This window comes from Phenylobacterium sp., from assembly GCF_025351295.1.
Lineage (GTDB): Bacteria > Pseudomonadota > Alphaproteobacteria > Caulobacterales > Caulobacteraceae > Phenylobacterium.
Window position 1 is genome coordinate 1 of record NZ_JANXWD010000058.1, and the last position, 24,778, is coordinate 24,778.

18 protein-coding genes are annotated in these 24,778 nt (G+C 68.8%); 9 read left to right on the forward strand and 9 right to left on the reverse strand.

Annotated features, from left to right (window positions below; genetic code table 11):
* Positions 1-400 precede the first annotated feature (400 nt).
* Complete coding sequence (hspQ, locus tag Q0R13_RS08770) at positions 401-730, reverse strand: heat shock protein HspQ (protein ID WP_293902548.1); 330 nt, start codon at positions 728-730, stop codon at positions 401-403.
* 159 nt (positions 731-889) lie between these two features.
* Between hspQ and Q0R13_RS08775 the strand changes: the two genes are divergently transcribed.
* The 4 genes from Q0R13_RS08775 (at position 890) to Q0R13_RS08790 (ending at position 3,335) form a co-directional block, all read left to right on the forward strand.
* Complete coding sequence (locus tag Q0R13_RS08775) at positions 890-1,984, forward strand: Ppx/GppA phosphatase family protein (protein ID WP_293902551.1); 1,095 nt, start codon at positions 890-892, stop codon at positions 1,982-1,984.
* Entirely contained in the window at positions 1,981-2,688 is a 708-nt protein-coding gene (locus Q0R13_RS08780) for an RlmE family RNA methyltransferase (RefSeq protein WP_293902554.1), read from the forward strand. Before Q0R13_RS08775 ends, Q0R13_RS08780 begins: the two co-directional genes overlap by 4 nt.
* 76 nt (positions 2,689-2,764) lie before the next feature.
* The gene (locus Q0R13_RS08785) at positions 2,765-3,025 is read left to right on the forward strand and encodes a type II toxin-antitoxin system ParD family antitoxin (protein ID WP_293902557.1); all 261 of its coding nucleotides are present in this window, start codon (positions 2,765-2,767) and stop codon (positions 3,023-3,025) included.
* On the forward strand, positions 3,009-3,335 hold the full coding sequence (locus Q0R13_RS08790) for a type II toxin-antitoxin system RelE/ParE family toxin (protein ID WP_293902560.1): 327 nt from the start codon (positions 3,009-3,011) through the stop codon (positions 3,333-3,335). The genes Q0R13_RS08785 and Q0R13_RS08790 overlap by 17 nt, the downstream gene beginning before the upstream one ends.
* On the opposite strand, the gene Q0R13_RS08795 is transcribed toward Q0R13_RS08790, so the two are convergent.
* Positions 3,332-4,243 (reverse strand): LysR family transcriptional regulator, encoded by a 912-nt coding sequence (locus Q0R13_RS08795; RefSeq protein ID WP_293902563.1) that lies wholly within the window; start codon positions 4,241-4,243, stop codon positions 3,332-3,334. The two genes, Q0R13_RS08790 and Q0R13_RS08795, sit on opposite strands and share 4 nt — an antisense overlap.
* A gap of 54 nt (positions 4,244-4,297) precedes the next feature.
* Here Q0R13_RS08795 and Q0R13_RS08800 point away from each other — a divergent pair, with 54 nt between their 5' ends.
* The 5 genes from Q0R13_RS08800 to guaA all read left to right on the forward strand — a co-directional run bounded on the left by Q0R13_RS08800 (position 4,298) and on the right by guaA (position 10,118).
* Entirely contained in the window at positions 4,298-5,080 is a 783-nt protein-coding gene (locus Q0R13_RS08800; protein ID WP_293902566.1) for a class I SAM-dependent methyltransferase, read from the forward strand.
* A gap of 65 nt (positions 5,081-5,145) precedes the next feature.
* Positions 5,146-6,609, forward strand: a complete 1,464-nt coding sequence (guaB, locus tag Q0R13_RS08805; RefSeq protein ID WP_293902569.1) for an IMP dehydrogenase — start codon at positions 5,146-5,148, stop codon at positions 6,607-6,609.
* Between the two features lie 40 nt (positions 6,610-6,649).
* Positions 6,650-7,045, forward strand: coding sequence for an MAPEG family protein (locus tag Q0R13_RS08810; protein WP_293902572.1), 396 nt, complete (start codon positions 6,650-6,652; stop codon positions 7,043-7,045).
* Between the two features lie 4 nt (positions 7,046-7,049).
* Positions 7,050-8,327 carry an RsmB/NOP family class I SAM-dependent RNA methyltransferase gene (locus Q0R13_RS08815; RefSeq protein WP_293902575.1) on the forward strand — a complete coding sequence of 426 codons (1,278 nt, stop codon included), beginning with the start codon at positions 7,050-7,052 and terminating at the stop codon, positions 8,325-8,327.
* Positions 8,328-8,558: 231 nt separating this feature from the next.
* Positions 8,559-10,118, forward strand: a complete 1,560-nt coding sequence (gene guaA / locus Q0R13_RS08820) for a glutamine-hydrolyzing GMP synthase (RefSeq protein ID WP_293902677.1) — start codon at positions 8,559-8,561, stop codon at positions 10,116-10,118.
* Positions 10,119-10,475: 357 nt separating this feature from the next.
* On the opposite strand, the gene Q0R13_RS08825 is transcribed toward guaA, so the two are convergent.
* The 7 genes from Q0R13_RS08825 to Q0R13_RS08855 form a co-directional block, all read right to left on the reverse strand.
* Positions 10,476-11,354 carry a VOC family protein gene (locus tag Q0R13_RS08825; protein WP_293902578.1) on the reverse strand — a complete coding sequence of 293 codons (879 nt, stop codon included), beginning with the start codon at positions 11,352-11,354 and terminating at the stop codon, positions 10,476-10,478.
* Complete coding sequence (locus Q0R13_RS08830) at positions 11,351-12,325, reverse strand: AraC family transcriptional regulator (RefSeq protein WP_293902581.1); 975 nt, start codon at positions 12,323-12,325, stop codon at positions 11,351-11,353. Before Q0R13_RS08830 ends, Q0R13_RS08825 begins: the two co-directional genes overlap by 4 nt.
* A 44-nt stretch (positions 12,326-12,369) precedes the next feature.
* Positions 12,370-13,209, reverse strand: a complete 840-nt coding sequence (hcaB, locus tag Q0R13_RS08835) for a 3-(cis-5,6-dihydroxycyclohexa-1,3-dien-1-yl)propanoate dehydrogenase (protein WP_293902584.1) — start codon at positions 13,207-13,209, stop codon at positions 12,370-12,372.
* Positions 13,210-13,767: a 3-phenylpropionate/cinnamic acid dioxygenase subunit beta gene (locus Q0R13_RS08840; RefSeq protein ID WP_293902587.1), complete on the reverse strand. Its 558-nt coding sequence runs from the start codon at positions 13,765-13,767 to the stop codon at positions 13,210-13,212.
* Positions 13,767-15,131 (reverse strand): Rieske 2Fe-2S domain-containing protein, encoded by a 1,365-nt coding sequence (locus Q0R13_RS08845; protein ID WP_293902590.1) that lies wholly within the window; start codon positions 15,129-15,131, stop codon positions 13,767-13,769. The genes Q0R13_RS08840 and Q0R13_RS08845 overlap by 1 nt, the downstream gene beginning before the upstream one ends.
* Before the next feature lie 470 nt (positions 15,132-15,601).
* A complete protein-coding gene (locus Q0R13_RS08850; RefSeq protein ID WP_293902593.1) occupies positions 15,602-19,285 on the reverse strand; it encodes an SDR family NAD(P)-dependent oxidoreductase in 3,684 nt (1,227 codons plus the stop codon).
* A 3-nt stretch (positions 19,286-19,288) separates the two neighbouring features.
* Positions 19,289-24,760, reverse strand: coding sequence for an AMP-binding protein (locus Q0R13_RS08855; RefSeq protein WP_293902596.1), 5,472 nt, complete (start codon positions 24,758-24,760; stop codon positions 19,289-19,291).
* Positions 24,761-24,778: the final 18 nt, after the last annotated feature.

Genomic DNA, 24,778 nt, shown 5'->3' on the forward strand with positions numbered 1-24,778 from the left:
AAGCTGGATCCGAAGGTCGAGCGCTAGATTTTGGATGGCGCATCCCGCCGCCGCTAGAGCGTTTCTGGTTCAAGTGGAGTCACTTGAACCAGATAAAAAGGCTCTAACTCTTTGAATTAGAGCGCGTCGGGCGGCGAAACCGGGATCCACTTTCGCCTGAAGCGCTCTAGCGGACGCCCTCGTTGCGATCCCACCTTCGGCCGTCATCCCCGGCCTTGTGCCGGGGATCCATCGTCGCGCCTGCCCGGTCGTGGGAGCAGGCCGCGCCGCGCGGCCTGCCGCAATGGCTCGCGCGAGCTGAAGCATGGGTCCCCGGCACAAGGCCGGGGATGACGATCTAAAGGGGAAACAAGCATTTCGATGCGCTCGACGCCCCTCGGTCCCGACCTCGGTCGGGCTCCTAGTGCCCGATGCCGGGACGCAGGCGGTACTGGCCCTCGTCGAAGGCCTCGAAGATCAGTGCGGCCTGCGGATGGCCGACCGGCTGGCCGGTGTCGTCCGGCAGCAGGTTCTGTTCCGAGACATAGGCCACGTAGGCGCTCTCATCGTTCTCCGCCAACAGGTGGTAGAACGGCTGGTCCTTGTGCGGCCGGATATGCTCCGGAATGGACAGCCAGTACTCCTCGGTGTTCGAGAAGTTGGGATCGACGTCGAAGATCACGCCGCGGAAGGGGTACACGCGGTGGCGGACGACTTGGCCGATCGTGAATTTGGCGAGTCGTGTGCTCATATCTGCGAATCTACACCCATCCACCTGACTGGAAGGTGAACGTAGTGGGTGACAGCTGTCATTCAACCGTCGTCTTCCGGGCGCCCCCGTCGCTTGCTACAGTCGCCTGGAAATGAGGCGGCCGAGTCTGAGCCCGCCTGCGTGGGACAGGTGACGTCCATGAGTCAGGCGCTGCGCGCGCCCGGGCCGGTATTGCGCGGCCAGGAGAAGTCCGTGGGCGAGGCGCCGTGCTACGCGGCGCTGGACCTCGGCACCAATAACTGCCGCCTGCTGATCGCCACCCCGACGCCGCACGGCTTCCGGGTGGTCGAGGCCTATTCGAGGATCGTGCGCCTGGGGGAGGGGCTGGGCGCCAGCGGTCGTCTCTCGGACGAGGCGATGGAGCGGGCGCTGGCGGCCCTGAAGGTCAGCGGGGAGAAGGTCCGCCGCCGCGGGGTCCTGAAGTTCCGCGCCATCGCGACCCAGGCCTGCCGGATCGCCGCCAACGGCCCGGCCTTCGTCAACCGGGTCGCCAACGAGACCGGGGTCAAGCTGCAGATCATCACCGCCCAGGAAGAGGCCAAGCTGTCGGTGACCGGCTGCCTGAACCTGCTGGACCACCGCCATGAGGCGGCGTTGGTGGTAGACGTCGGCGGCGGCTCGACCGAGCTGAGCTGGGTCGACCTGAAGGCCGCGGTCCCGGGCCAGACCCCGCCGGTGCGGGCCTGGCTGTCGGTGCCGATCGGGGTGGTCACCCTGGCCGAGCGCTTCCCCGAGGGCGAGATCGCCACCACGGGCTGGTTCCGCGAGATGGTCGAGCATGTGAAGGCCGAGATCGCCGCCTTCAAGCGGGCCGATCCCATGAAGCCGATCTTCGACGCCGACCGCGCGCACCTGGTGGGCACCTCCGGCGCGATCACCAGCCTGGCGGGGATGCACCTGCGCCTGCCGCGCTATGACCGCAACCGCGTCGACGGCATCTGGATGAGCCGCGCCCAGTGCGACGCCGCCGCCGACGACCTGCTGGCGCTGAGCGCGGCGCAGCGCGCCGCCCAGCCCTGCATCGGCCCCGACCGCGCCGACCTGGTGCTGGCCGGCGCGGCCATCCTGCAGGCCGTGCAGGAACAGTGGCCCTGTAGCCGCGTGCGGGTGGCCGACCGCGGCCTGCGCGAGGGGATCCTCTTGTCGCTGATGTCCGAGCGGGCCAATGGCCGTCGCCGCCGCAAGCGCCGCAGCCGTCGCGGCGGCGGCCGGATCGCGCAGGCCGCCGAATGAGCGAGGATCCGCCGCGCAAGCGCATGGTGAAGCTGCCGACCGGCGGCCAGGAGGGCGGCCGCGGCAAGCCCGCGCGCCTGAAGACCGCCAAGCAGCGTACGCCCAGCCAGCAGGCCTGGCTGGAGCGCCAGGTGAACGACCCGTTCTCGGCCAAGGCCCGGGCGCTCGGCTACCGCAGCCGAGCCGCGTTCAAGATCACCGAGATGGACGACCGGTTCCACTTCCTGAAGCCCGGCGCGCGGGTGGTGGACCTGGGGCTGGCGCCCGGCGGCTGGACGCAGATCGCCATCCTGCGCGGGGTGACCAACATCGTCGGCGTGGACCTCCTGCCGGTGGACCCGCTGCCGCCGGCCAAGATCATCCAGATGGACTTCACCGACCCGGCCTGCGCGCCGCTGTTGATCGAGTTGCTGGGCGGGGCGCCGGACGTGGTGCTGTCGGACATGGCCCCCAACACCGTCGGTCACCGCGAGACCGACCACCTGCGCATCGTCGGCCTGATCGAGGCGGCCATCGACTTCGCCCAGGCGGTCCTGCGACCCGGCGGCGTGTTCGTCGCCAAGGCCTTCCAGGGCGGCGGCACCGACCAGCTGATCCTCGGCCTGAAACGCCACTTCACCGAGGTGAAGAACGTCAAGCCCAAAGCCAGCCGCCAGGACAGCTCCGAGGTCTTCCTCGTGGCGACCGGGTTCAAGGGGCGGTAGGCGACATTTCCCCGGTGTATGACTATGTCATGCTCAAGTGCGGCGGTGCTCCATGGCCCGTCGGAGTTCCTCGCCCATGGCGGTCACGCTCGCGAGCGGCCAGAAGGCCTTTGTGGAAGAGCGGGTCCGCGGCGGGCGCTTCGCCTCAGCGAGCGAAGTCGTCCGCGAAGGGCTGCGTGCGTTGGAGCGCGAGAAGGCGCATCTCGACGCGTGGATACGCGAGAAGATCCGGGAGTCGCTGAACGATCCAGGCGCGGACATTCCAGCCGAGGACGTGTTTGCCGAGCTTCGCGCGCGGAATGCATCCTGGCCGCGCGACCATGCCGGCGAGAGGTAAGGTTCGATTCCGGCCCCTGGCCCGACGCGATCTCCTGGTGATCCACGACTATGTTGCCAACGCGGCCGGACCGGCGCTCGCCGGTCGGTGTCTCGATCGGATCGAGCAGGCCTTTCTTGCCTTGGCGGACTTCCCTGAGCGCGGGACCCTGAAGGCGGCCTTTGGGCCAGGCCTGCGGACCATCGGCTTCGAGCGTCGCGCCACGATTGCGTTCCGTGTGACCGGCGATGACGTGCAGATCGTACGTATTTTGTATGCCGGGCGCGATGTCGAGGGCGCCTTGCGCGAGATGCTCATCGACGAGGATTAGTCGCGAGCGGGGGCCGCCCGCGCCGGCGGAGCCGGCGCCTTCGCGCCCTCCGCCACCAGCCACTCGCGGAACCGGTCCAGCGCCCGGCTCTCGGCGCCCGGCGCGGCGAGCAGGGCGAAGGCGCTCTCCGAACTCCTGAAACCCAGGGGCGCGACCAGCCGCCCCGCCGCGATATCGGCTTCACACAGGGGCCACGACACCACCGCCGCGCCCAGGCCGGCCAGGGCGGCGTCCAGGGCGAAGTGGACGTGGGCGAAGGCGCGCTCCTGCGCCGGCGGCAGCTCGACGCCCGCCAACTCGGCGAAGATCGGCCAGCCTTCCGGATGGGTGGCCGCGGACAGGCGCGGCGCGCGGAGCGGATCGCCGCCGCAGCGTTCGGCCAGCGCCGGGGTCATCACCGCGCCAACCGCATTGCGGATGAAGGGGGTGCAGTTGGGGTCCGCCAGCCGGCTGGTGGGCGCCAGGCGCACCACCGCCAGCGCGCCGCGATGCGCCGTCGCGTGGGCGGCGAGCTCCGAGAGATGCAGGCGCACGTCCGGGTGGGCGGCCTGGAAGCCGGCCAGCCGCGGGATCAGCCACTTCACCGAGATCGAGGCGTTGACCGCCACATGCAGATCCTCGCCGCCGACCCGGGTGCGACGCACGGCGGCGGCGATCTGGTCGAAGGCCCCGGTCAGGGCCGGGAGCAGGTCGCGGCCGGCGGCGGTCAGCTCCAGGCGGTGCTTGGGGCCGCCGAACAGCCGCACGCCCAGGGCCCGCTCCAGGGCCTTCACCTGGCGGCTGACGGCGGAGTGGGTGACATGCAGCTCTTCGGCCGCCAGGGTGACCCGCCCGGTCCGCGCCATGGCCTCGAACGCTCGCAAGGCGTTCAGGGACGGCAAGGGTCCGGATGTGAGATTTTGGAACATGGGGAGACTGATAAGTCGATTTATGCACCTGGGCAATCGGCGCACAAGCTCGCCATGCCGAACCCCCCGCACCCACCGATCGCGCCCGTCGACTACGACGTCGTCCAGCACGGTGTCTACGCCAAGGGCAGGGCGCTGCCGCCCGCGGCGGTCCAGCGCTACATGGACATCTTCGCCGACCACCTGCCCGAGCGGCGGCCGCTGACCGGGGTGGACCTGGGCTCCGGAACGGGCCGGTTCACCCCTGCCCTGGCCGAGGCCTTCGGCGGGCCCGTCCATGGGGTCGAGCCGGCGGCCGGGATGCGCCGGACCGCCGAGGCGCAGGCGCGGCATCCTCGCGTGCGCTACCTGGCCGGCGAGGCGGCGCGGATCCCGTTGCCCGACGCCTGCGCCGATTTCGTCCTGATGTTCCTCTCCTTCCACCACGTGCCCGACCGCGCGGCGGCGGCCCGCGAGATCGCCCGCGTGGTCAAACCTGGCGGCCGCTTCATCCTGCGGAGCACCTTCCGCGACCGCATCCCGGATCATTGGTGGCGCGGCTTCTTCCCCCGCAGCGGGGCGGTGGAAGAAGCCATGTTCCCCTCGGCAGCCGAGGCGCGCGCCATCTTCGAGGCGGCGGGCTTCTCGACGCTGGAGTCGGTGCAGCTGGAGATCCCGTTCGAGGGCGATCTGAACCAGGCGGTCGAACGCCTGCGGCTCCGGGCGGTCTCAACGTTCGAGCATATGACCGACGCCGAGCTTGAAAACGGGTTCGCGCAGATCGACGCCGCCCTGGCGGCGGGAACGATCGAGCGGAAGCCCACTTACGGCGACTTTATCGTGTTCGCCCGCCGATGAACGTCAGGACCCTTGCCCCCAGCGTCGCCCAGCCCCTATACGCGGACCGCAAAACGGAGAGTCCTATGGAGATCCGCGAAGGTCTGACCTTCGACGATGTTTTGCTCGAACCCGGTCCGTCGGATGTGATGCCGACGCAGGTGGACGTCTCCACCCGGTTCACGCGTGAAATCAGTCTGAATATCCCGCTGGTGTCGGCCGCCATGGACACGGTGACCGAGAGCCGGCTGGCCATCGCCATGGCCCAGGCCGGCGGCATCGGCGTCCTGCACCGCAACCTGACCGTCGAGGAACAGGCCGACCAGGTGCGCGAGGTGAAGCGTTACGAAAGCGGGATGGTGATCAACCCGCTGACCATCAACCCGGACACGCCGCTGAGCGAGGTCCTGGCGATCAAGGCGCGGCGCAAGATCTCCGGCTTCCCGGTGGTCGACCCCAGCACCGGGCGGTTGTGCGGCATCCTCACCAACCGCGACATGCGCTTCGAGGGCAGTGGAGATATCCCAGCCAAGGCGCTGATGACACATGAGAACCTGGTGACCGTCAAAGAAGGTGTCACCCAGGACGAGGCGCGCGACCTGCTGCGCCGCCACAAGATCGAACGGCTGATCGTGGTGGACGACGACTATCGCGCGGTGGGACTGATCACCGTCAAGGACATGGAGAAGTCGCAGGCGCACCCGTCGGCCGCCAAGGACGCCCAGGGCCGCCTGCTGGTCGCCGCTGCCTCGACGGTGGGCGACGCGGGTTACGAACGCTCCATGGCCCTGGTGGATGCCGGCGTGGACGTGGTGGTGATCGATACCGCCCATGGCCACAACGCTTCGGTCTCCGAGGCGGTGGCCCGGGTGAAGCGCGAGACCAACCGGGTGCAGATCGTCGCTGGCAACGTCGCCACCTACGACGGCGCGCGGGCGTTGATCGAGGCCGGCGCCGACGCGGTGAAGGTGGGCATCGGCCCTGGCTCCATCTGCACCACGCGGATCGTGGCCGGGGTGGGTGTGCCGCAGCTCACCGCCATCGCCGACGCGGTGCGGGCCGCCCAAGGCTCCGACGTGCCGATCGTGGCCGACGGCGGGATCAAATATTCTGGCGACCTGGCCAAGGCCCTGGCGATGGGCGCTTCGGTGGCGATGATGGGGTCGGTGTTCGCCGGCGTCGACGAAGCGCCAGGCGACGTGTTCCTCTACCAGGGCCGCTCCTACAAGTCGTACCGTGGCATGGGCTCGCTGGCGGCCATGGGGCAGGGCTCCGCCGACCGCTATTTCCAGAAGGACGTCACCGACGCGCTGAAGCTGGTGCCCGAGGGCATCGAGGGTCAGGTGGCCTACAAGGGCCCGCTCGCGCCGATCGTGCACCAGATGGTGGGCGGCCTGCGCGCCGCCATGGGCTATGTGGGCGCGCCGACCCTGCCGCTGTTCCGCGAGCGGGCGAGGTTCATCCGCATCACCAACGCCGGCCTGCGCGAGAGCCACGTCCACGACGTGATGATCACCCGCGAGGCGCCGAACTATCCGAGCGCCGGCTAACACGACGGGTACAAGTTACGGGACACAAGAGGAAACAGGCATGGTGGCGGTGGAACTGAAGCTGCTGATGGCGGCGGTCGTGATTGGGTTTGCCCAGCTGATGTGGGCGGCGGCCGCGGCGCGAAGGCAGCAGGACCTGAAATGGGCCGCCGGGTCGCGCGATACGCCCAAGCCCGTGACCGGCGTGGCGGCGCGCCTGCAGCGGGCGTTCTGGAACTTCGTCGAGACCTTTCCCCTGTTTGCCGCCGCCATTCTGACCGACGCCGTGGCGGGCAAGCTGGGCGGCTCGCTCACACTTTGGGGCGCGGCGCTCTACGTCGGCGGGCGCGCGGCCTACGTGCCGCTCTATGCGACCGGCGTGCCGATCGTGCGCTCGGTCGTGTGGGGCGTTTCCATTGTTGGCCTTGGCATGACCGTCGTGGCCCTGTTCAGGTGAGTTGATGCGTGACGGCGGACGTCTGACGGCGGCCATTGAGGTGCTGACCGAGATCGAGACGCGGCATCGCCCCGTCCGCCTCGCCATGAAGGCCTGGGGCGAGGGCGCCCGCTACGCCGGCTCGAAGGACCGCGCCTTCATCTCCGGCCTGGTGCTGGATGTGCTGCGGCGCAGGCGCTCGCTGGGCTGGCGGATGGGCAACGAGAGTCTGCGGGCGGCGGCCCTGGCGACCCTGCATCTGCACTGGGGCTGGCCGACCGAGCGGCTGGCCGAGGCGGCGGGCGATGAGGTCCACGGTCACGGGCCCCTGACCGACGCCGAGCGCCAGGCCCTGGCGGCGCCCCGAGACCTGACCGACGCACCGCCCGCCGTGCGCGGCGACTATCCCGATTGGCTGGACGCCTCGATGACCCGGGCGTTCGGCGACCGCCGCGCCGAGGAAGCCGCCGGCCTGGCCGAACGTGCGCCGGTGGACCTGCGCGTCAACACGCTGAAGACCGATCCCGCCCGCGCGCTGAAGGCCCTGACCCCGTTCGACGCCCAGCCGCCCGGGTTGATGCCGAACGCCTTGCGCGTCGCCGCGCCGGCTGCGGCCGACCGCAGCGGGGCAGTGGAGACCATCCCGCAGTTCTCCAAGGGCTGGTTCGAGATCCAGGACCTGGGCAGCCAGGTGGCCGCGGGCGCGGCGGGCGAGGTGAAGGGCCAGCAGGTGCTCGACCTCTGCGCCGGCGGCGGAGGCAAGACCCTGGCGCTGGCGGCCGCCATGGGCAACACCGGCCAGATCTACGCCTATGACAACGACGCGCGGCGCCTGACCGACACCATCCGCCGCGGCGACCGCGCCGGCGTCCGCAACCTGCAGATCCGCACGCCGCTCAACCCCGATCCGCTCAAGGACCTGGAGGGCAAGATGGGCGTGGTATTCATCGACGCCCCCTGTTCCGGCTCGGGCTCCTGGCGGCGGCATCCCGACACCAAGTGGCGGCTGACACCGGAGACCCTGGCGCGCCGCCAGGCCGACCAGGACCAGGTGCTGGAAGACGGGACGCGGTTCGTAAAGCCCGGCGGGCGGATGATCTACGTCACCTGCTCGGTGCTGCCGGAGGAGGACGAGGACCGCGTCGCCGCCTTCCTCGAGCGCCACCCCGAGTTCGGCCGCAGGCCGGCGGCGGACGCGCCCGACCTGAGCAAGTTCCTCACGGCAGACGGCGACCTGCGCCTGACCCCCCTGAGCGCCGGCACGGACGGCTTCTACGTCGCCGTGCTGGAGAAGCTGACGTGAGCGCGGCGGCCATCTCCTCTCCCCCGCGAAGCGAGAGGGAGAGGGCAGGGAGAGGGTCGGCGCGGCCTGACCGACATCGCGATGGGCGATCAAGGACCCGCCGGAGCGGGGTCCTCATCGCCGCCGGAACGCCCGCCGCGTCGGCCTGCGCCGACCCTCTCCCTATCCTCTCCCTCTCGGGCTTCGCCCGGGGGAGAGGCGCGCTTGAACCTTCAGTTTGAGATCCTCGCGATGACCGCCCAAGCCCATGAAAAGGTCCTGATCGTCGATTTCGGCAGCCAGGTGACCCAGCTCATCGCGCGGCGGCTGCGCGAGGCGGGGGTCTATTGCGAGATCCATCCGTTCGACAAGGTCGACGCCATACTCGACGCTTTCGGCCCCAAGGCGGTGATCCTGTCTGGCGGCCCGGCCAGCGTGCACGGAGTGCAGAGCCCGTCCGCCCCGCAGCGGATTTTCGAGCTGGGCGTGCCGGTGCTGGGCATCTGCTATGGCGAGATGACCTTGTGCGCCCAGCTGGGCGGCGCCGTCGAAGGCGGCCACGACCGCGAGTTCGGCCGCGCCGAAATCCAGATCCAGAAGCTGTCGCTGCTGCTGGAGGGCCTGGGCGGACCGGGCGATCGCGAGACCGTCTGGATGAGCCACGGCGACAAGATCACCGCGATCCCCGAGGGCTTCGAGGTGGTGGCGACGTCGGAAGCCAGCCCCTTCGCCGTCATCGCCGATGAGCGCCGCCGCTTCTACGGCATCCAGTTCCACCCGGAGGTGGCCCACACCCCGCGCGGCGCGACGATCCTGCGCAACTTTACCCACCGGATCGCCGGGCTGAAGGGCGACTGGACCATGGCGTCCTATCGGGATGAACAGGTGGCCAGGATCCGCGCCCAGGTCGGCGACGCCAAGGTGATCTGCGGCCTCTCCGGTGGGGTGGATTCCTCGGTGGCCGCGGTGCTGATCCACGAGGCGATCGGCGCCCAGCTCACCTGCGTGTTCGTGGACACCGGCCTGCTACGCAAGGACGAGGGCGCCCAGGTGGTGACCATGTTCCGCGACCACTACAACATCCCGTTGATACATGTTGATGCGGCCGATCTTTTCCTGGACCAACTGGCCGGCGTCAGCGACCCGGAGACCAAGCGCAAGACCATCGGGCGGCTGTTCATCGAGGTGTTTGACAAGGAGTCCGCCAACATTGAAGGCGCGGCGTTCCTGGCCCAGGGCACCCTCTATCCGGACGTGATCGAGAGCGTCTCGACCAGCGGCGGCCCCTCGGCGGTGATCAAGAGCCACCATAACGTCGGCGGCCTGCCGGACTATATGAAGCTCAAGCTGGTCGAGCCGCTGCGCGAGTTGTTCAAGGACGAGGTGCGGGCGCTGGGCGTCGAACTGGGCCTGCCGCCGGCCTTCGTCGGCCGCCATCCGTTCCCCGGCCCGGGCCTTGCCATCCGCATCCCCGGCGAGATCACCCGCGACAAGGTCGCCGTCCTGCAGGCCGCCGACGCCATCTACCTCGACGAAATCCGCAAGGCCGGGCTGTACGACAAGATCTGGCAGGCTTTCGCCGTCCTGCTGCCGGTCAAGACGGTCGGCGTCATGGGCGACGCCCGCACCTATGAGGACGTGCTGGCGCTCCGCGCTGTCACCTCCACCGACGGGATGACCGCCGACTTCTTCGAATTCCCCTGGGAAGTACTAGGCCGCTGCGCCACCCGGATCATCAACGAGGTGAGAGGCGTAAACCGGGTCGTCTACGACGTCACCTCGAAGCCGCCAGGGACCATCGAGTGGGAATAGAAAATAGAACAATTACAATAAATTATTGCCATAAGTTGATGTTTCTGATCGACCACAGCACCGCTTCATCAGGGCATGCTGCTTACCTTGGCCGATGGTTCGAACCGGCTGGACGCAGCCGAGTACGAGTTTAGCGACTTCGCTCGTTCCCTTAGATCAACGCCTCAATCAAACGTGGTCCTTGCCGACACATTGCGTCCGCGAACTGGTCGATAGACTGGTCGAAAGTCTACGCGCGGCTGGACTCCACGCCGAGGTTGCGGCCGAGCCCGGCCCAGTCGAGGCTGGGGTTCGAGAGATCGAGCATTGAGAGCGCCGAAGGTCCTGGCTCCCAAGGTCCGTAGTGTCTCTCCTGGCTCAATGCGCGGCGCGCTTGTGGCCCCAGCTGCTGGGCTTGTCGTGGCGGGCGACCCGCCAGGTGGCGTCATCGACGTCCAGTGCGCCGTACCCGAACTCGACTTCGAAGTTGGCCGGGGTCCGGGCGTAGAACGATATCATGTGATCGTTGGTGTGTTTGCCCAAGGTCGCGGTGATCGGCGTGCCCGCCGCCTCGGCCCGCTCCAGCGCGAAGCCAACTCCATCCAGGGTCGGCACCTGGATCATGAAGTGATGCAGACGCTTGGGCATCGGAACCGGGATGAGCGCCAGGGTGTGGTGGCGCGGGTTGCAGTGATAGAATTCCATGTCGAACCCGAACTGCGGCGCCGGCTGCATGTGGATGATGTCCGAGAGGCGGAAGCCCAGGACGTCCTGGTAGAAGGTTCGGGCGGCGGCCACGTCCTTCGTCGAGAGGACCACGTGGCCGAGGCCCTGCTCCCCGGTCACGAAGCCGCCGGCGGCGGCCGGTGAAACAAACGGCGTCTCGGTCCGGACGGTGGGGCCGTAATAGATCTCGACCTTCAGTCCGTCGGGATCGAGGCACGAGACCAGGCCCAGCACGCCCCGTTCCTTGAGGAGGTCTGGATCGCCGTTTCCAACGACGACGCCGGCGCCTGTCAGTCGCGCGCGGACGGCCTCGAGCTCGGTGGCTCCGGCGACCTCGAAGCCGACGTAGGCGAGGTCATCGGCCTCGCCCGGCTCGACGGCGATGCGCCAGGCCAGGTCGTCCAGTCGGAAGCGCTGCGCGCCGCCGACGGCTTCCCCGGGCATGAGACCCAGCACGCCCGTCGCAAACGCGCCCCAGGCCTCGGGGTCCTTGACGCTGAAGCCGATGTAGCCGAGCGAACCGATGGTCATCTGACGACCCTTTCCTGAAGTGGAGTGGCGGTTGGCGGATCGGCGGCCGAACGCCTTGACGGGGCCGAGGTCCGCGCCGGCGCCGACCGCAGCGGAGATTGTGGTTTGTGAACCTCGCGGCTGCGGCGCCAGCGTGCGGGTGTCTCACCGAACTCTCGTTGGAAGGCCCTGACGAAGGCCGCGCTGGAGCTGTAGCCCGCCTCTTCCGCGGCGGCCTCGACGCTGAGTGTCGTGGTTTCGATGCGCCGGGCGATGGTGGTCAGGCGCAGCCGCGAGATGATCCGGGCCGGGGTCTGGCCGGTGACCAGCTTGAACTCTTCTGCGAAGCGGGTGCGTGACATGCCGGCCGCCTTCGCGAGATCAGCGAGGGTCCAGGGCTGTTCGGGCGCACGCAGGAAGGCGTTGATCGACAGCAGCTGCTGCGGGTGAGGGGGCTCCAGCGGAGCCTCGAGCGGCGAGCGGCGGTCGGCGAAGGTCCGGCGGCTGAAATTGATCGCCATGGTCTCGGCCAACCGGCGGATGACGAGGTTGCGGTCGATCTGGGCTTCGTCCCCGTATTCGTCCTCAAGCATATCGACCGCGCGCCACAGACGGTGTGACAGGTCCGGATGTTGGGCGCTGCCGACGAACGTCGGGCCCATGATCAGCGACCCCAACGCCAAGACCTCGCTGGGCGCCACGCCCAACACGATATCCACCTCGTGCCCAGGATCCGGAGACGGCATCGAGCGCAAATCGAAACCCGCGGAGGGCTGTGCCGTCGCGCCGGCCGAGAGGAACGCGTGGGGGGCAAGGCCGCTGATCGCGATCGCGTCGCCAGGTCCCAGTTCGAAGCTGCGGCTTACGGGAAAGTCGGTCTCCAGCCGCACTGTCCCCCGGCGGACCATGAAGCAGTACGAAAAGCTCCCGGACGGAAGGACCCTAACACTCCCTTCGCTGGCCGAGGCGCGAACGAAGTAGACGCCGTCCATCCGCACGTCGTGGCGCGGCAGGTCGCCGTGGATTGGGCCAGAGATCACGTCGTCGCCTGACCGTACTTTTCGTGCAGTCCACCGCCGGCCGACGCGCGTCCGATGCCGCGCACAGCGATGCCGGCGTCCAGCTTCACCACCCCGCCTGTCGCGGGTCGGCTGTCCCGGCGTGAGGCAAGGAACACATATCCGCCGGCGTAGTCCGCGGTCGCCGGCACGAAACCGATAGGCATGGCGTGGCCCGCCGTGCCCGGGAGGTTGATGCTGGCGATGGATTTCTCCGCCAGCCCCAAGGCCTGCGGCCCGCGCAGGTCGGTGTCGATCGGACCAGGCGCCACGCCGTTGACCCGGACGGCGGGCGCAAACTCGTAGGCCAGCTGACGGATCAGTCCGACCACGGCATGCTTCGAGGCCGTGTAGAGCGGACCGCCGCCACCTGGATCGAAGCCCGCGTTGGAGACCGTGAAGATCACCGCGCCGGACGAGCGCACCAGCGCGGGCAGGGCCGCCTTGGCCAGGTTGAGGTAGCCCTTCACGTTGACATGGAAGAGCTCGTCGAAGGCCGCGTCGATCCGGTCCGTGGGCAGGTCGTCCAGGGAGGTTGAATAGTCCCAGATCCCGGCGTTGCCGATGGCGCAGTCCAGCTTTCCGAACCGCGCCACGCAGGCATCGACGGCGCGCTGGTTGTCGGCGAAGGCGCGGACGTCGCCGACCACAGCCTCGATGCGATCCGGATGTTCGGCCGCCAGCTCCGCGAGACGCTCGGCCGACCGATCGAAGACGGCCAGTTGGGCGCCTTCCTCCAGGAACCGCTCGACGATCGCCCGGCCCAGGCCCGACGCTCCGCCGCTGATCAGCACCACTTCTCCGTCGAGCGCGCCCATCTAGAAGATCGTGCTCATGTTGGTGGACTGGATCACCGTGTGATCGAGGAAGAGGTGGCGCTTCACGATCCGGAAGCTCTCGCCCGTGCGGCGCAGCACATCGACGCGACGGCCGATCCAGTTGTCGACGTCGGCTTCAAGCCGGCTCCGATAGAGGTGGAAGCAGGCCTCCAGCGTGATCTCGTCGCCGGCGACATCGAGGATGCGGACATTGCTCACGAAGTGCCGCGAGCGGGACGGCGGGTCCTCCGACCAGGCAGAGCCGGCCTCGAGTTTCTTGACCCGCATCTCAAGATATAGGCGGTCGTCGTCGAAGAAGGAGATCTCACCGGGCTTGGTGAACTCGCGGTCCAGGTCGCTGTTGGTGACCGTGCGGCGGATCGGCATCCAGTACTCGATGTCGTCGGCGACCAGGCCCAGCCAGTCGCGGTAGCGGCGCGCATCGAGCAACGCGGCCTCGGCGTAGAGGAACTGCTCGACCTCGTACTGGAGGACGACGCGCGCCGTCAGCGGCGTCTGCGCCCACGTCGCAGCGCGGGGGCGTTCCAGCGTGTCCATCAGATCGCCCCCGTCGGCGGCAGCGAGTGGTTGGCCTTGAGCTCCGCCCAGTCGCGGGCCGCCATCCATTCCGTCCAGGCGCGGTAGAGCCAGCGCTGGCCGTGCTCGCCAATCAGGCCCTCGATGTAGTGCTCACCGCCGTCGTTGGTGAGCACTTCGTCGTGGCCGATCCCCATCTGCATGTTCAGCCCCAGTTGCCGGCTGGCGACGCCACGCGCCGCGCGGGTGCTTTGGCTCCAGTTCTCGCCATCGTCCTGTTCCAGGAGACCGGCGGGACCGAAGACATGGTTGAGCCGGCGAACGATCTGGCGCTTCGCCTCCGGCTGCGCCCCCTTCGGTACAAGAGTGAACCACCACAGCTCGGTCTGCGACGGACCGCGCGGCAGCCGCAGGCACATCTGCGTCCCGCTGATGGTGACCCACAAGTTCGGGAAGATGTTCGGGTGACCCTGGCTGCGCACGCCGGCCTCGCCCATGAGTTCGGTCGCCTTGCGGGGACGGATGCGCGGAGCCTCCGGAGATCCCGCGCGGGTCATGGCTTCGCGTTCCTCGTCGGAGAGCAGGTCGATCCGGTCCTGAGTCTCCTTTGGGATCCCGGGGCCGCCGATCGCGTGCCCGTACTCGCCCAACATCACCATCTGGTTCTTGGGGAACTGGATCTTGGCGATCTCGAAGAAGCCCGCGCTGTTGGCCGAAGCGTGGCTGTAGGGCACGTGGTACCAGTCGAAGAGGTTGTCGACGGCGATCTTCCAATTGCAGTCGATGACGTTCTTCTGGACGCCTTCGACGACCTCGACCTCGCCGTGGGCGCACATCATGCCGACGCCGGCGCGGCCGGTCTCGCCGAGGTAATCGTGCAGCGACGGGGCGTCCTCGGCCAGGGTGGCGAAGTAGAAGCCGAGGTAGCTCTCCAGCCGAACACGGCGAAGGCCGAGGCCGCTGCGATCAAGGTCGCCGTGGTAGAAGGTCGATTGTCCGGGCACCCCGATCAGACGGCCGTCCAGAGCGTAATTCCAGCCGTGGTAGCTGCAGACGAAGGACTTCGCCCGGCCCTGCTCGGCGCGGCACAGCGCGTTGCCGCGGTGCCGGCAGGTATTCAACATCGCGTTGACTTGGCCGTCCTCGTCGCGGACGACGATGATCTGGTCCTCGCCGATGTAGCTGACCAAGTATTCGCCAGGCTCCTTGAGCTGACTCTCGTGGCACATGAAGTTCCAGCCGCGGGCGAAGATCCTCTCCAACTCCAGTTGGTAGATTCCCTGGTCGGAAAGCACGCGGCGATCCAGCCATCCCGTGTCCGGATTGAACAGCGCCTTCAACGACGCGCTGTCCCAGCCCTGAGCGACATGTGTCCCGTCTGCCATGGCAACCTCCCGGTCATGGAAGCTCTTACGGCTTCCGATACCGTGAACCTACGCGCGGACGCGGGTCTGCATCAGTCCAGATCGTTCGTGAAAATTGATAATTCGTCCGGCCTGCTGGCGCGTTCGAAAGACGCGCATTCCCTTCGCCTGCTATCCGCGAAGGTCCGCTTTTTGGATGCGGATCGAGCAGTTGCTCCTCGCCTTCGTCCGCTGCCCGCCGGCCTCAAAGCAACGTCTGTTGCGACGGTTCGGCGGCCGCAGGCGCCGAGCCGCGGCGCTGCAGTTCGGTATTAGCGCTTCCTCTGAAGAGGGCGGTTTGAGCCGTGAAACTCGCCAACTCCCATCTGACCATCCGACCGGGCTTTCGAACCTTGCAGGCCTTGGCGCACAAGGCCGCGCTGCGGCTTGGCCGATCCAAGGGTCATTTCCAAGCCGACGGCTACCGCCAATGGGGATGACGCTGTCCGTTCTCAAACAGTGATGGCCATACCGCGATAGATGCGTGAGCGGTACCGGCTGTCCTGAAGATGGGGAATGGGGGCGCCGGCAAGCAGGACCGCGCGCCCGAACCTGGCAAGCTCCTCCTCGGTTTCGGCTTGGTTCGCCGGCTCCTCGCTGCGCACGCGGCGTGTGAGGTTGATCTGGTTTACCACCGCATTGTTGACGATCCGCTCGCATTCCACGGCCAGCGTCCCGGTGAACGAGTGCAGGGTCGTCTTGACGAAGTTGGCCAGGGCGAAGGCCTCTGCGCTGCCGCCAGCGGGCACGTCCGGCGCCACCAAGACGAGTTGCACGTCGTCAAACAGGGCCGCCCGGGCCGCGACGCGGAAGTGGTGGGTCAGGTTCGCCTCCACAAGCTGGCGGAAGCCGGCGGTGTCCAGCGGCTGCTGTTCGGAGGTCGGATCGAAAATGGCGTCGGGCAGGGGATCGAACGGCGTGCAGATGACCGTGGCCGGGCTTGCGCCGCCCTCCTCCAGAGCGCGCGCCAATGCGGCCTCCAGATCGTCTCCAGCGACGATCGTACGGCTGACAGCGGCCACTTCCGGCCCCGCTGCATCCAGCACCGCAGCGGCGCCTGCCTCGGAGCGGGTCACGAGGACGACCTGGCCGACTTTGCCTTCGGCCACGAACGCGGTTGCGGCCTGGGCGAGATGCGCAGTCAGGTGCTCGCCCACCAGCCACACGGTTCGCCCCTCGAGCGCCTCGATTCGTTCATGCCGAGTGCCGCCGAAGAGCTCCCGCTCGGTGCTGGAGCGTTCAACCGAAAGTCCGCCCGAGGGTTGGAAGCTCTCGCCCGAGACGGCCCGGTCGGCGAGGTAGAAGACGGTGGCCTGCGCCACCTCCAGCTCGGTGGGCATGCGCTGCAGATGCAGCAGGGAGATCACGCTTCCGCGAATACGTTCCGCCTCCTTGGATACGGCGGTCGGCGGCATGAAGGGCTCGGGCGGGGGGACGATGCCCTTGAGCCAGGCCTCGCTGAACCGCGCGCCCTTGTCCGCTTCCGCCAGGAACAGGCCGGCGCGCGAAAGCCGCGAGATGAGCTTCTCGGCAATGACCGGCGTGAGCAGGTATTCCCCGCAGCTGGCGCCTTCCTTCCCCTCCGCCGACAGCCGCTGCAGCGCGTCCCGCACGGAGTCTGGCGCGGCCGGATCCGCGGCGAGGTCGGCGATGCGGTTTTCGGCCAGACGCTCGAGCAGCGGCCCAACGGCGGCGCCCTCGCGGGACGCCTTGACGAGCAGGGCGTGGACCGCGCCAAGCCGCCGCCGTTCCATGATCAGGCGCGCGCGCCGCTCATAGAGGCCGGCCCGACCGCTCGCGCCGCGAAGGCGTTCGCCCTCCACCGGTCCAGGCGAGAGCGCGTTGATCTGTATTTCCGGCCCCAGGAAGCGGGCGAGGTTCTCAGCCATGGCCCGCTGTCCGGCCTTCGACGTCGCGTAGTCGGAACGGTTCGGGTAGGGGATCGAGACATAGCGCTCGCCTCCGAAGTAGGACGAGACGTTGATCACATAGCCCGCGCCACGCTTCTTCATATGATGCGCCAGGCGCTGGATGAGGGCGTAGTTGGAGATCAGGTTGGCGTCCAGCGTGCGACGCCAGGCATCCAACGGCATGTCTACGACCATCTCCTCGGCGCCGGCGATCCCCGCGCAGTTGATCAGGTAGTCGACGTGCCCGAAGGTCTTCAGCGTCACCGTCGCCGCGTGCTCGACCGAGGCAAGGTCCGCCACGTCCACCCCCGCGAGGATCTGCACCCTGCGGCGACCGCCGGAATAGCCACTGCTTTCGAGTTCCTCCACGATCCGGTCGCGCATTTCCTGCAGCTGCTCGGCGCCGCGGGAAACCAGCATCACCCGCGCGCCCGCGATCGCCAGCAGCCGGGCGATCTGGCCGCCGATGCCCGAGGAGCCGCCGGTGATCAGGGCGACCTTGCCCTTGTGCAGGCCGAGCAGGTTTTCGGTCCATCCAAGCGCGCTGCGTCGCGCGCCGGTGGCTTCGCTGAGGGACGGCGGCAGGACCAGGTCGATCGGTACGGCCCGGCGATCCTTAAAGATCAGGCGAGCGGCCTCACCGCCCGCGAAGGCGAGTCCTTCCGGCTCGGTGTTGGTATACCGGACGACCTGGTGAACCCATTCCGCATGTCCTCGATGGCCGAGCGACGCCTCATGGGCGCTTTCGTCGCGCCAGATGCGCGCGAGCTGGCCGACCGCGGCTCGCAAGAGCTCGGCGTAGGCGTTGCCGTGCCCGTCGTCTCCGTGGGTGAGGAAGATGGCGCGTGGCGTGCGGTCGAGCCCCTCGCAACCCTTCCAATAGCGCGTCAGCTCGCGCGCCACGGTGACTGCTCCGACAAGTTCACGGTCGATGAAGGCGTCCACGTCGGAATCGAGCGCCTCGCGCAGAGGCCCGCTGAGCGCGCGCCGGCGCATGGCCGGGAAGATGATGGCGGAGCTCAGGCGGCCGTCGCCGCCGTGCTCGCGCAGGACGGCGGCGAGCGTCTCGGGGCTGGTGCGGTCGGCGAGCACAGGGACGATCTGCGCCTCGTCCTCGCCGGTGCGCAGGCTCTGCATCGAGGCATGCAGATGGGCGCCGCTGGGAGCGCCGAAAATCACCTTGGCGCCGCAACCGGCCTGGATGCGCGCCACGGCGAGGGCGTCCTGCAGGTCGTCGCCGGCGACGACGAGAACGTAGGAACCCGCTCCATCCACGGTGCGAAGGCCCGGCCGGTCGAGAATCATCGCGCTGGAGTCCGGCGAGGTCTCCAGGCCGTGCGTAACCTCGAGGTCCTGGCCATTGATTGCGGCCGACTCATCGCTGGCCAGGAAGAGGATGGCGTTGACCACGTCGGCGACGACGGGGAAGGTGTGCTCCGGCGGCTCGTCGCCGAAGGCGCGGGACAACGTCATGCGCCGGAAGAAGTCACCGGCCGTCGCGCCCTCCGCCTGCTCGCGGAGTTGATCCATGGCCGAGAACACCGTGCGAATCCGCTCGCTCTCGATGGGGCCGGGATAGACGGTGTTCACCCGCACGCCGTGGGCGCCGAACTCCGCCGCCAGGCGTCGCGAGAGGGCGTTCATCGCCGCCTTGGGCACCACATAGCCGGTGCGGCCGAAGTATTCGGTGCGGGAAAAGATCGTCGAGACGTTGATGATCGACGCGCCGGGCTTGAGGTGCGGGGCGGCGGCGCGGGCCACGTTCCACGGCACCGCGAGCAGGTTGCGCGCGGCATCGCCCATGGTCTCGCTCTCGCCGCCCAGCTCCCGGCGGGTGATCGGCACGTCCGCCAGTCGCCGCTTCGGGCCCGAGGATCCGGCGTTGTTGACCACAACGTCGAGACGACCGAAGCGGTCGAGGGTGTCGGCAATCGCTGCACGCACGTCGGTGGGATCCGCGCCATCCATGCGCAAGGCGATGGCGGAATTATCGGGCACGCCGGCGGCCTCGACCAGGCGCGCGCGGGCCGCGTTCAGCTTATCCAGGTTGCGGCCGGTGAGGACGACTCGAGCGCCCTCGATGAGGAACCTCTCGACGATGTGGCTGCCGAAGTTTCCGGCAGCGCCAGTGACGAGCGCCACCTTGCCCGCGAGCCGGCCGGAGCCGACAACGGCGACGGCTTCCTGGGTGGCGGGCGCGGTGTCCAGTTCGATGTTATCAGTCATGACTCAATCCCCAAGGGATGCGGCCGGGGCGACGGCCCAGGCCTCGAATAGTTCACGGCGCGACCGCAGCCCAAGCGCCGGCAAGGCGTGGTTGCAAACATACGTCGCGCCTTGGTGACGGTTCTCCCACATCGCCTGGTGGGCCTGCGGGAGTTCGCTCCAGGGCACGACGGTGGGCTCGGTGGCGTCCAACAAGCCCGCGGCCAGCATCTCGTTCATCCAGGCCACTTCATACGCATTGCAGAGGTGCGTGCCGGCGATGGTCGCGCTGGGCATGATGATGCGGCGCTGCCGTGTCCAAACCTGCGGCGCATAGAAGGTAAAGCGACGGTCGGACATGTCCTCGGCGTAGACGACGCGGCCGGTGAACGGCTTTACCAAGGCCGTGGAAACGCCCAGTGCATCGTGACCCGCGCGCTCGAAGACGACGTCCGGGGCGCCACGGGGATTGTCGGCGGATCGAAGCACACGGCCGACCGCCGCGCCGAAGGGTTTGGTGGTCCGCTCCTGGAACGCGCGGACGATCTCCTTGAACGCGGCCGGCTCGTGCCGGGCGTCGGGCATGTGCGGCAGGAAGGCGGGCCAGTCGAAGTCGTCGCCGTCGCGGCGGCGGAGTTCCTCGATGGTGACCACGCCGCGCACGCTGTCGCCGAAGCCCAGCGACTGGACGAACTCGCGCTGGCCATTGGCCAGGGTCGCGACGACGATGCGCGCGCCCGCCGCCCGGGCCGCCTCGATCATCTCCAGCCCCACCTCGTCGATGAGTTCGCCCGCGTCGGCGACGCCGTAGTAGATCAGCACGGACTCGCCGGGCCGCAGCTGGGCGCGGCGCAACATCTCGCGCGGGGCCGCCACGCCCGCCTTGCCCATGAAGCCGAACCGATAGCCGCTGGATGCGCCGAAGAAGGTCAGGGTCCCGCCGGGCTCCATCAGCTGGAAGGAGCGCGGAAACGCCGTCTCGCCCGCGTGAGAAACCACATAGTGCGGCAGGCGCCCGCCGGTCTGGGCGCGGCAGGTTTCGAGCAGGGGCTGGCCGGCCGCTTCCCAGGCGCGCGCGGCCTCCGCCTCGTCCGGAACGGCCGTGAACAGATCGGCGAAGGCCGGGTCGCGCCGGTTGAGGACCGCCCTCGCGCCCTGGGTCCTGATGAAGGCGGCGCGCTCCTCGCTGGAGACGAGGCCGACAACGTCGAGGCCGCTGCGCGCGGCAGACTTGAGCGCGTCCAGGCCAGTGCCCGTCGCCGCCCCTTCCACGAACAGCAACCGACCCGCTTCGATCCGCAGGGTGGTGAAGAGGGCGCGGACAATGGTGCCAAGGTTGAGGGTATAGGCCCCGGCCGCCTCGAGCCGCATGTCCGACGGGGCGGGGTTCAACTGCGGACCCTGAACCAGCAGGAACTGCTGGTGGCTTCCGGTGTCCGTCTCGTAGCCCTGGATGGCGAAGTCGACGAACATCGGATCGCGCCCGGCCAGCGGCGAGAGCAGGTCGGTCTGCCCCGCGTAGATGGTCACCAGGTCGCCGATGGCGAGGCGGCCTTCCCGACGAAGTTCGCCGCCCAGAGCCGCGATCAGACCCACGCCGCCCGACCCGGTCACCTGATAGTCAAGGTCGTGGTTGTCGAAGGGCGAGACCGGAACGCCGGTGATGCCCCAGATGTCGTTGAAATTCACTTCGGAGGCCAGCACGTAGACCAGGGCCTCGTTGGGGCCCGGCTCGTCCACCGGTACGATGATCTCGCGCTCGGCCTTCGCCGGCACGTCGTGCTGAGGGGCGCCCGATTTCGGATCGCGCGTCACGCCGAAGGCATGCTGGTGGGTCGGAAGGGGCGTGAAACCCGGGAAGAAGGGCGCGCCGACGGGCAGCAGTCGGCCCTCGGCGAGGAGCTGGTCGCGCTTTTCCGACGTGGGCTCGAACCAACGCCGCGTGGGCAGGGGTGCGCTCTTGCGGTCGAGGAAGTCGCGGATGCCGCGCTTTCCGCCCTGCGGGTCGGCGGCGGCCCGCGCGAACAGCTGAGCCTCATGTTGGAGCCCGGCCTCCAGTCCCTCCCGCCAGCCGAAGACCACGGCCTCGAGGGCTCGCTCAGCCGCCGCCTCGCGCCCGACCAGCCGCGCATGACGCAGCAGGCGCACGACGTCGTCGCTGTCGACCGCGGCCCCGATGTCCGGCGCGCCGGGGGCGTTCCAGCGCGGAAGGGCATCGCGGCGATCGCGCCAGGCCTGAGCGGCCGGGCCATCTCCGCGCGCCGCCGCCACCGCAAGTTCGACCGCCGCGCCCAGGACGCCGGTGGCGGAGTCTGCCACGGCGTCGATAAGGCCGACTGCGGCGGCCTCTAGAGCGGTCAGGGAGCGGCCGCCCAGGATCAGGGCCAGCGCGTCTTCCAGTCCTTCTGTTCCGCGCCGGTCGGCCAGCAGTCGCGGCAGCCGCTGGGTGCCGCCATAACCCGGAAGCAGGTTGAGGCGGATTTCCGGCTGGCCGAAGGTCGCGGTCGGCTCGGCCAGGCGATAGTGGCACGCCAGCGCGAACTCGCAGCCGCCGCCCAGCGCGGCTCCGTTCACTGCGGCGATCGCGGGCTTGGCCATGCGCTCGATCTTGCGGAAGGCAAGGTGCGCATTGTTGGGCAGGGGCAGGGCGTCCTCGATACCGTGGACGTCCTCCAGAATCTGGCGGATGTCCGCGCCGGCGACGAAGGTCGCACCTTCGCCGGTGAACACGACGGCTCCGACGTCCTCGCGCCGCGACAGGTGATCGACGACGGTGTTCAGTTCGTCCAGTGCGCGCTCGTTGAGCGCGTTGACCGGCGGGTTGCTGAAGGTGACGGCCGCGATACGCGGGCCCTGCACTGGGCCGTGATACTGGACGCGGAAGTAGCGGAAATACTCGAAGCTCTTCTGGTCCTCGCCGAGCCGGTGGCGGATGCGCCACTGCTCGACGGCGCTGGCGATTTCGTCCAGCGACTCCGGATTGCGCAAGGTCGAGGCGTCGCCGATCGGCGCGCCCTCGACGATCGCGCGCACCATGCGGCGCATGTACTTGCCGCTGCGGGTCTCGGGAAATTGGGACACTTCGATGAAGGCGGACGGCACTGCGGTGGCGCCCTTTTCCTGCCGGACCAGTTCGGTAAGGCGGCGATAGTCGTCCGGTCCGAGCCGCCGTCCCTCGACGGGCCGCACGAAGGCGATCGGGGTGAGGCCACTCTCGCGGTGGGCCGCCCCCACCACGATGACGTTGCCGACGGGAGAGTCCGGATTGATCTGGCGGTCGCGCAGGATCGCGCCCTCGATCTCCTCGGTTCCCAGCCGGTGGCCCGATACGTTGATCACGTCGTCGCTGCGGCCGTGGAACGAGAAGCTGCCGTCCTCGTGACATATGGCGAAGTCGCCCTGGGTGTAGGCGAGGCGGCCCTGCCAGCGGTTCCAGTAGGTCTCGGCGTAGCGCTTCGCGTCGCCCTTCCAGGCGGTGGCGATGCGCGCGCCCTCGACCCGGAAGTTCGCCGTGTCGCCCCAGATCGTCCGGGCGAGGTAAGGGTAGGGTGCGGCGATGACGACTTCGCCCTTTTCGCCGGGATCGGCCGGACGAGCGATGGCCCTGCCGTCCGGCATCTCCTTATCGGCCACCCAGACCTCGCCTTCGATCCATGGCAACGGCCAGGCGTGGGCGTCGGCGCGCAGTTGGAAATCCGGGTTACCGAAGAAGTGGGTCCAGACGATCCCGCCGTGCTCGGTCGCCCAGTAGGAGTTGATGTACCAGGGGGTGATCAGCTCCATGCCGAACTGCTGCACCGACGGTGAGGTGGGCTCGGCGCAGAAGGTGGCCACGCGCAGGCCCGAGAGGTCGTAGGCCCGGACGTCCTCGGCGTTCTGCGCGTCCTGCATCACCGCTTTCAGGAAGGTGACACCGGCCTTGAAGATCTGGACGCCGTAGCGGGCGATGGTCGCGGCGAAGCGACCGGCCGAGGGGAACAGCGGGGCGCCCTCGGCCAGGACGCTCGTCACGCCCGCCGCGAGCGCGCCGGCGATCATGTAACTCTGGCCGGTGATCCAGCCGGGATCGGCGACGACGTAGATGACATCGCCCGGCCGGGCGTCGAACGCGATTCGGAGGGTCTCGATCACGCCGGAAAGCCAGCCGCCGTGGACGTGGACGACGCCCTTGGGTTTACCGGTCGAGCCCGAAGTGTAGATGATGAAGCACGGGAACTCGGCGTCCAGCGCCACGGGCGCGGCGCTGGCCCAGATGGCGCGCACGAAATCGGTGTCATCCAGCGCCAGCAGAGCCGCCTCGTCCGCCACATCCAGGCCCGCCCCGCGCGCGCCTTCCAATAGCCGCCCGGTCGCCTCGCCGATCAGGTCGTGGCTCCAACGGTCACGCTCCGGCCGCCACTGCACGTCGCCCTGGCCGGTGTGGCGCACGACGACGACAGCGTCGACCCGCGGCGGCGCGGCCACGAGTGCGCGCGCGATGGCGGTGCGAACGCCGCTGGCCGCCTCCGCATCGAGCACCGCGGAATCGACGAGTTCGGCCAGAGCCGCGCCGACGCCGCGCATGATGTCGCTGCGCTCGACGGTGATTTCTCCCGCCAGCGTCTCGGCCGCCCGGCTGAGGATCAGCGCGGCGGCCGGCGGCGCCAGGAGCCGGGCGAGCTCCGCCTCGAGCACCGACAAAGCCGCGGCGACCGGCACATAGTTGTCCAGGGCCGCGTCGGTGTAGACCTTCTTGAACGGGATGATCTGGGCGTTGCGGAAGCCGCCGTCGGCCGTGATGACCACGCGCGCGCCGGAGTCGTGGATGCGGTCGGAGAGGGTCTTGTCCGAGAAGCCGCCGAAGACCGGCGTGTAGATGATGCCCAGCCGCTTGGCGGCCTCGGTATAGTAGACCTGTTCGGGAATGTTGGGCATGTTCAGGGCGATACGGTCGCCCCGCTCCAGCCCCAGCGTCTCCAGGACGATCCCGGCCCGGGCGACCTCGAGGAGCAGTCGTCGACGGCTGACGATCTGTTCGACGACCGGTCCGCCGCGACCGCCGTTCACCGACTGGTCCCAACGGTCGCCTTCGAAGATGAAGGCCGGCTCGTCGCCCAGGCCCGCAAGCACGTGCCGATCGACCTCGTTGAAGCCGGCGTTCGTCAGGCCGCCATCGAACCATCGGAAGAAGGGCGCGTCGTCGTCGTTGAAGGCGCGGGTCCAGGGTTGGAACTGCGGGGGGAGGTTCGGCGTCACCGGCGCGGCGGTCGCCGCATCCCAACCTGACCAGGCCCTGCTGGCGGCGTCGAAGGTGATCCAGGCGCCGTTCGGGCCCAGGTCCTGCGCGAACCAGTGCAGATTGCGGCGGGCCATTTCGCCGTGGAAGCGGCCCGGGTCGGCGCGACAGGCTGCGCGGGCGGCGTCGAAGGCCGCCCGGTCGGCGATCGGGTTGACCTCGGCACGGCGCGGCGTCGCCGCGGCGGGCCGGACGTCCGCGTGTTCTACGGTATCGAGCATTAGAGCTCCCTTGCTCCC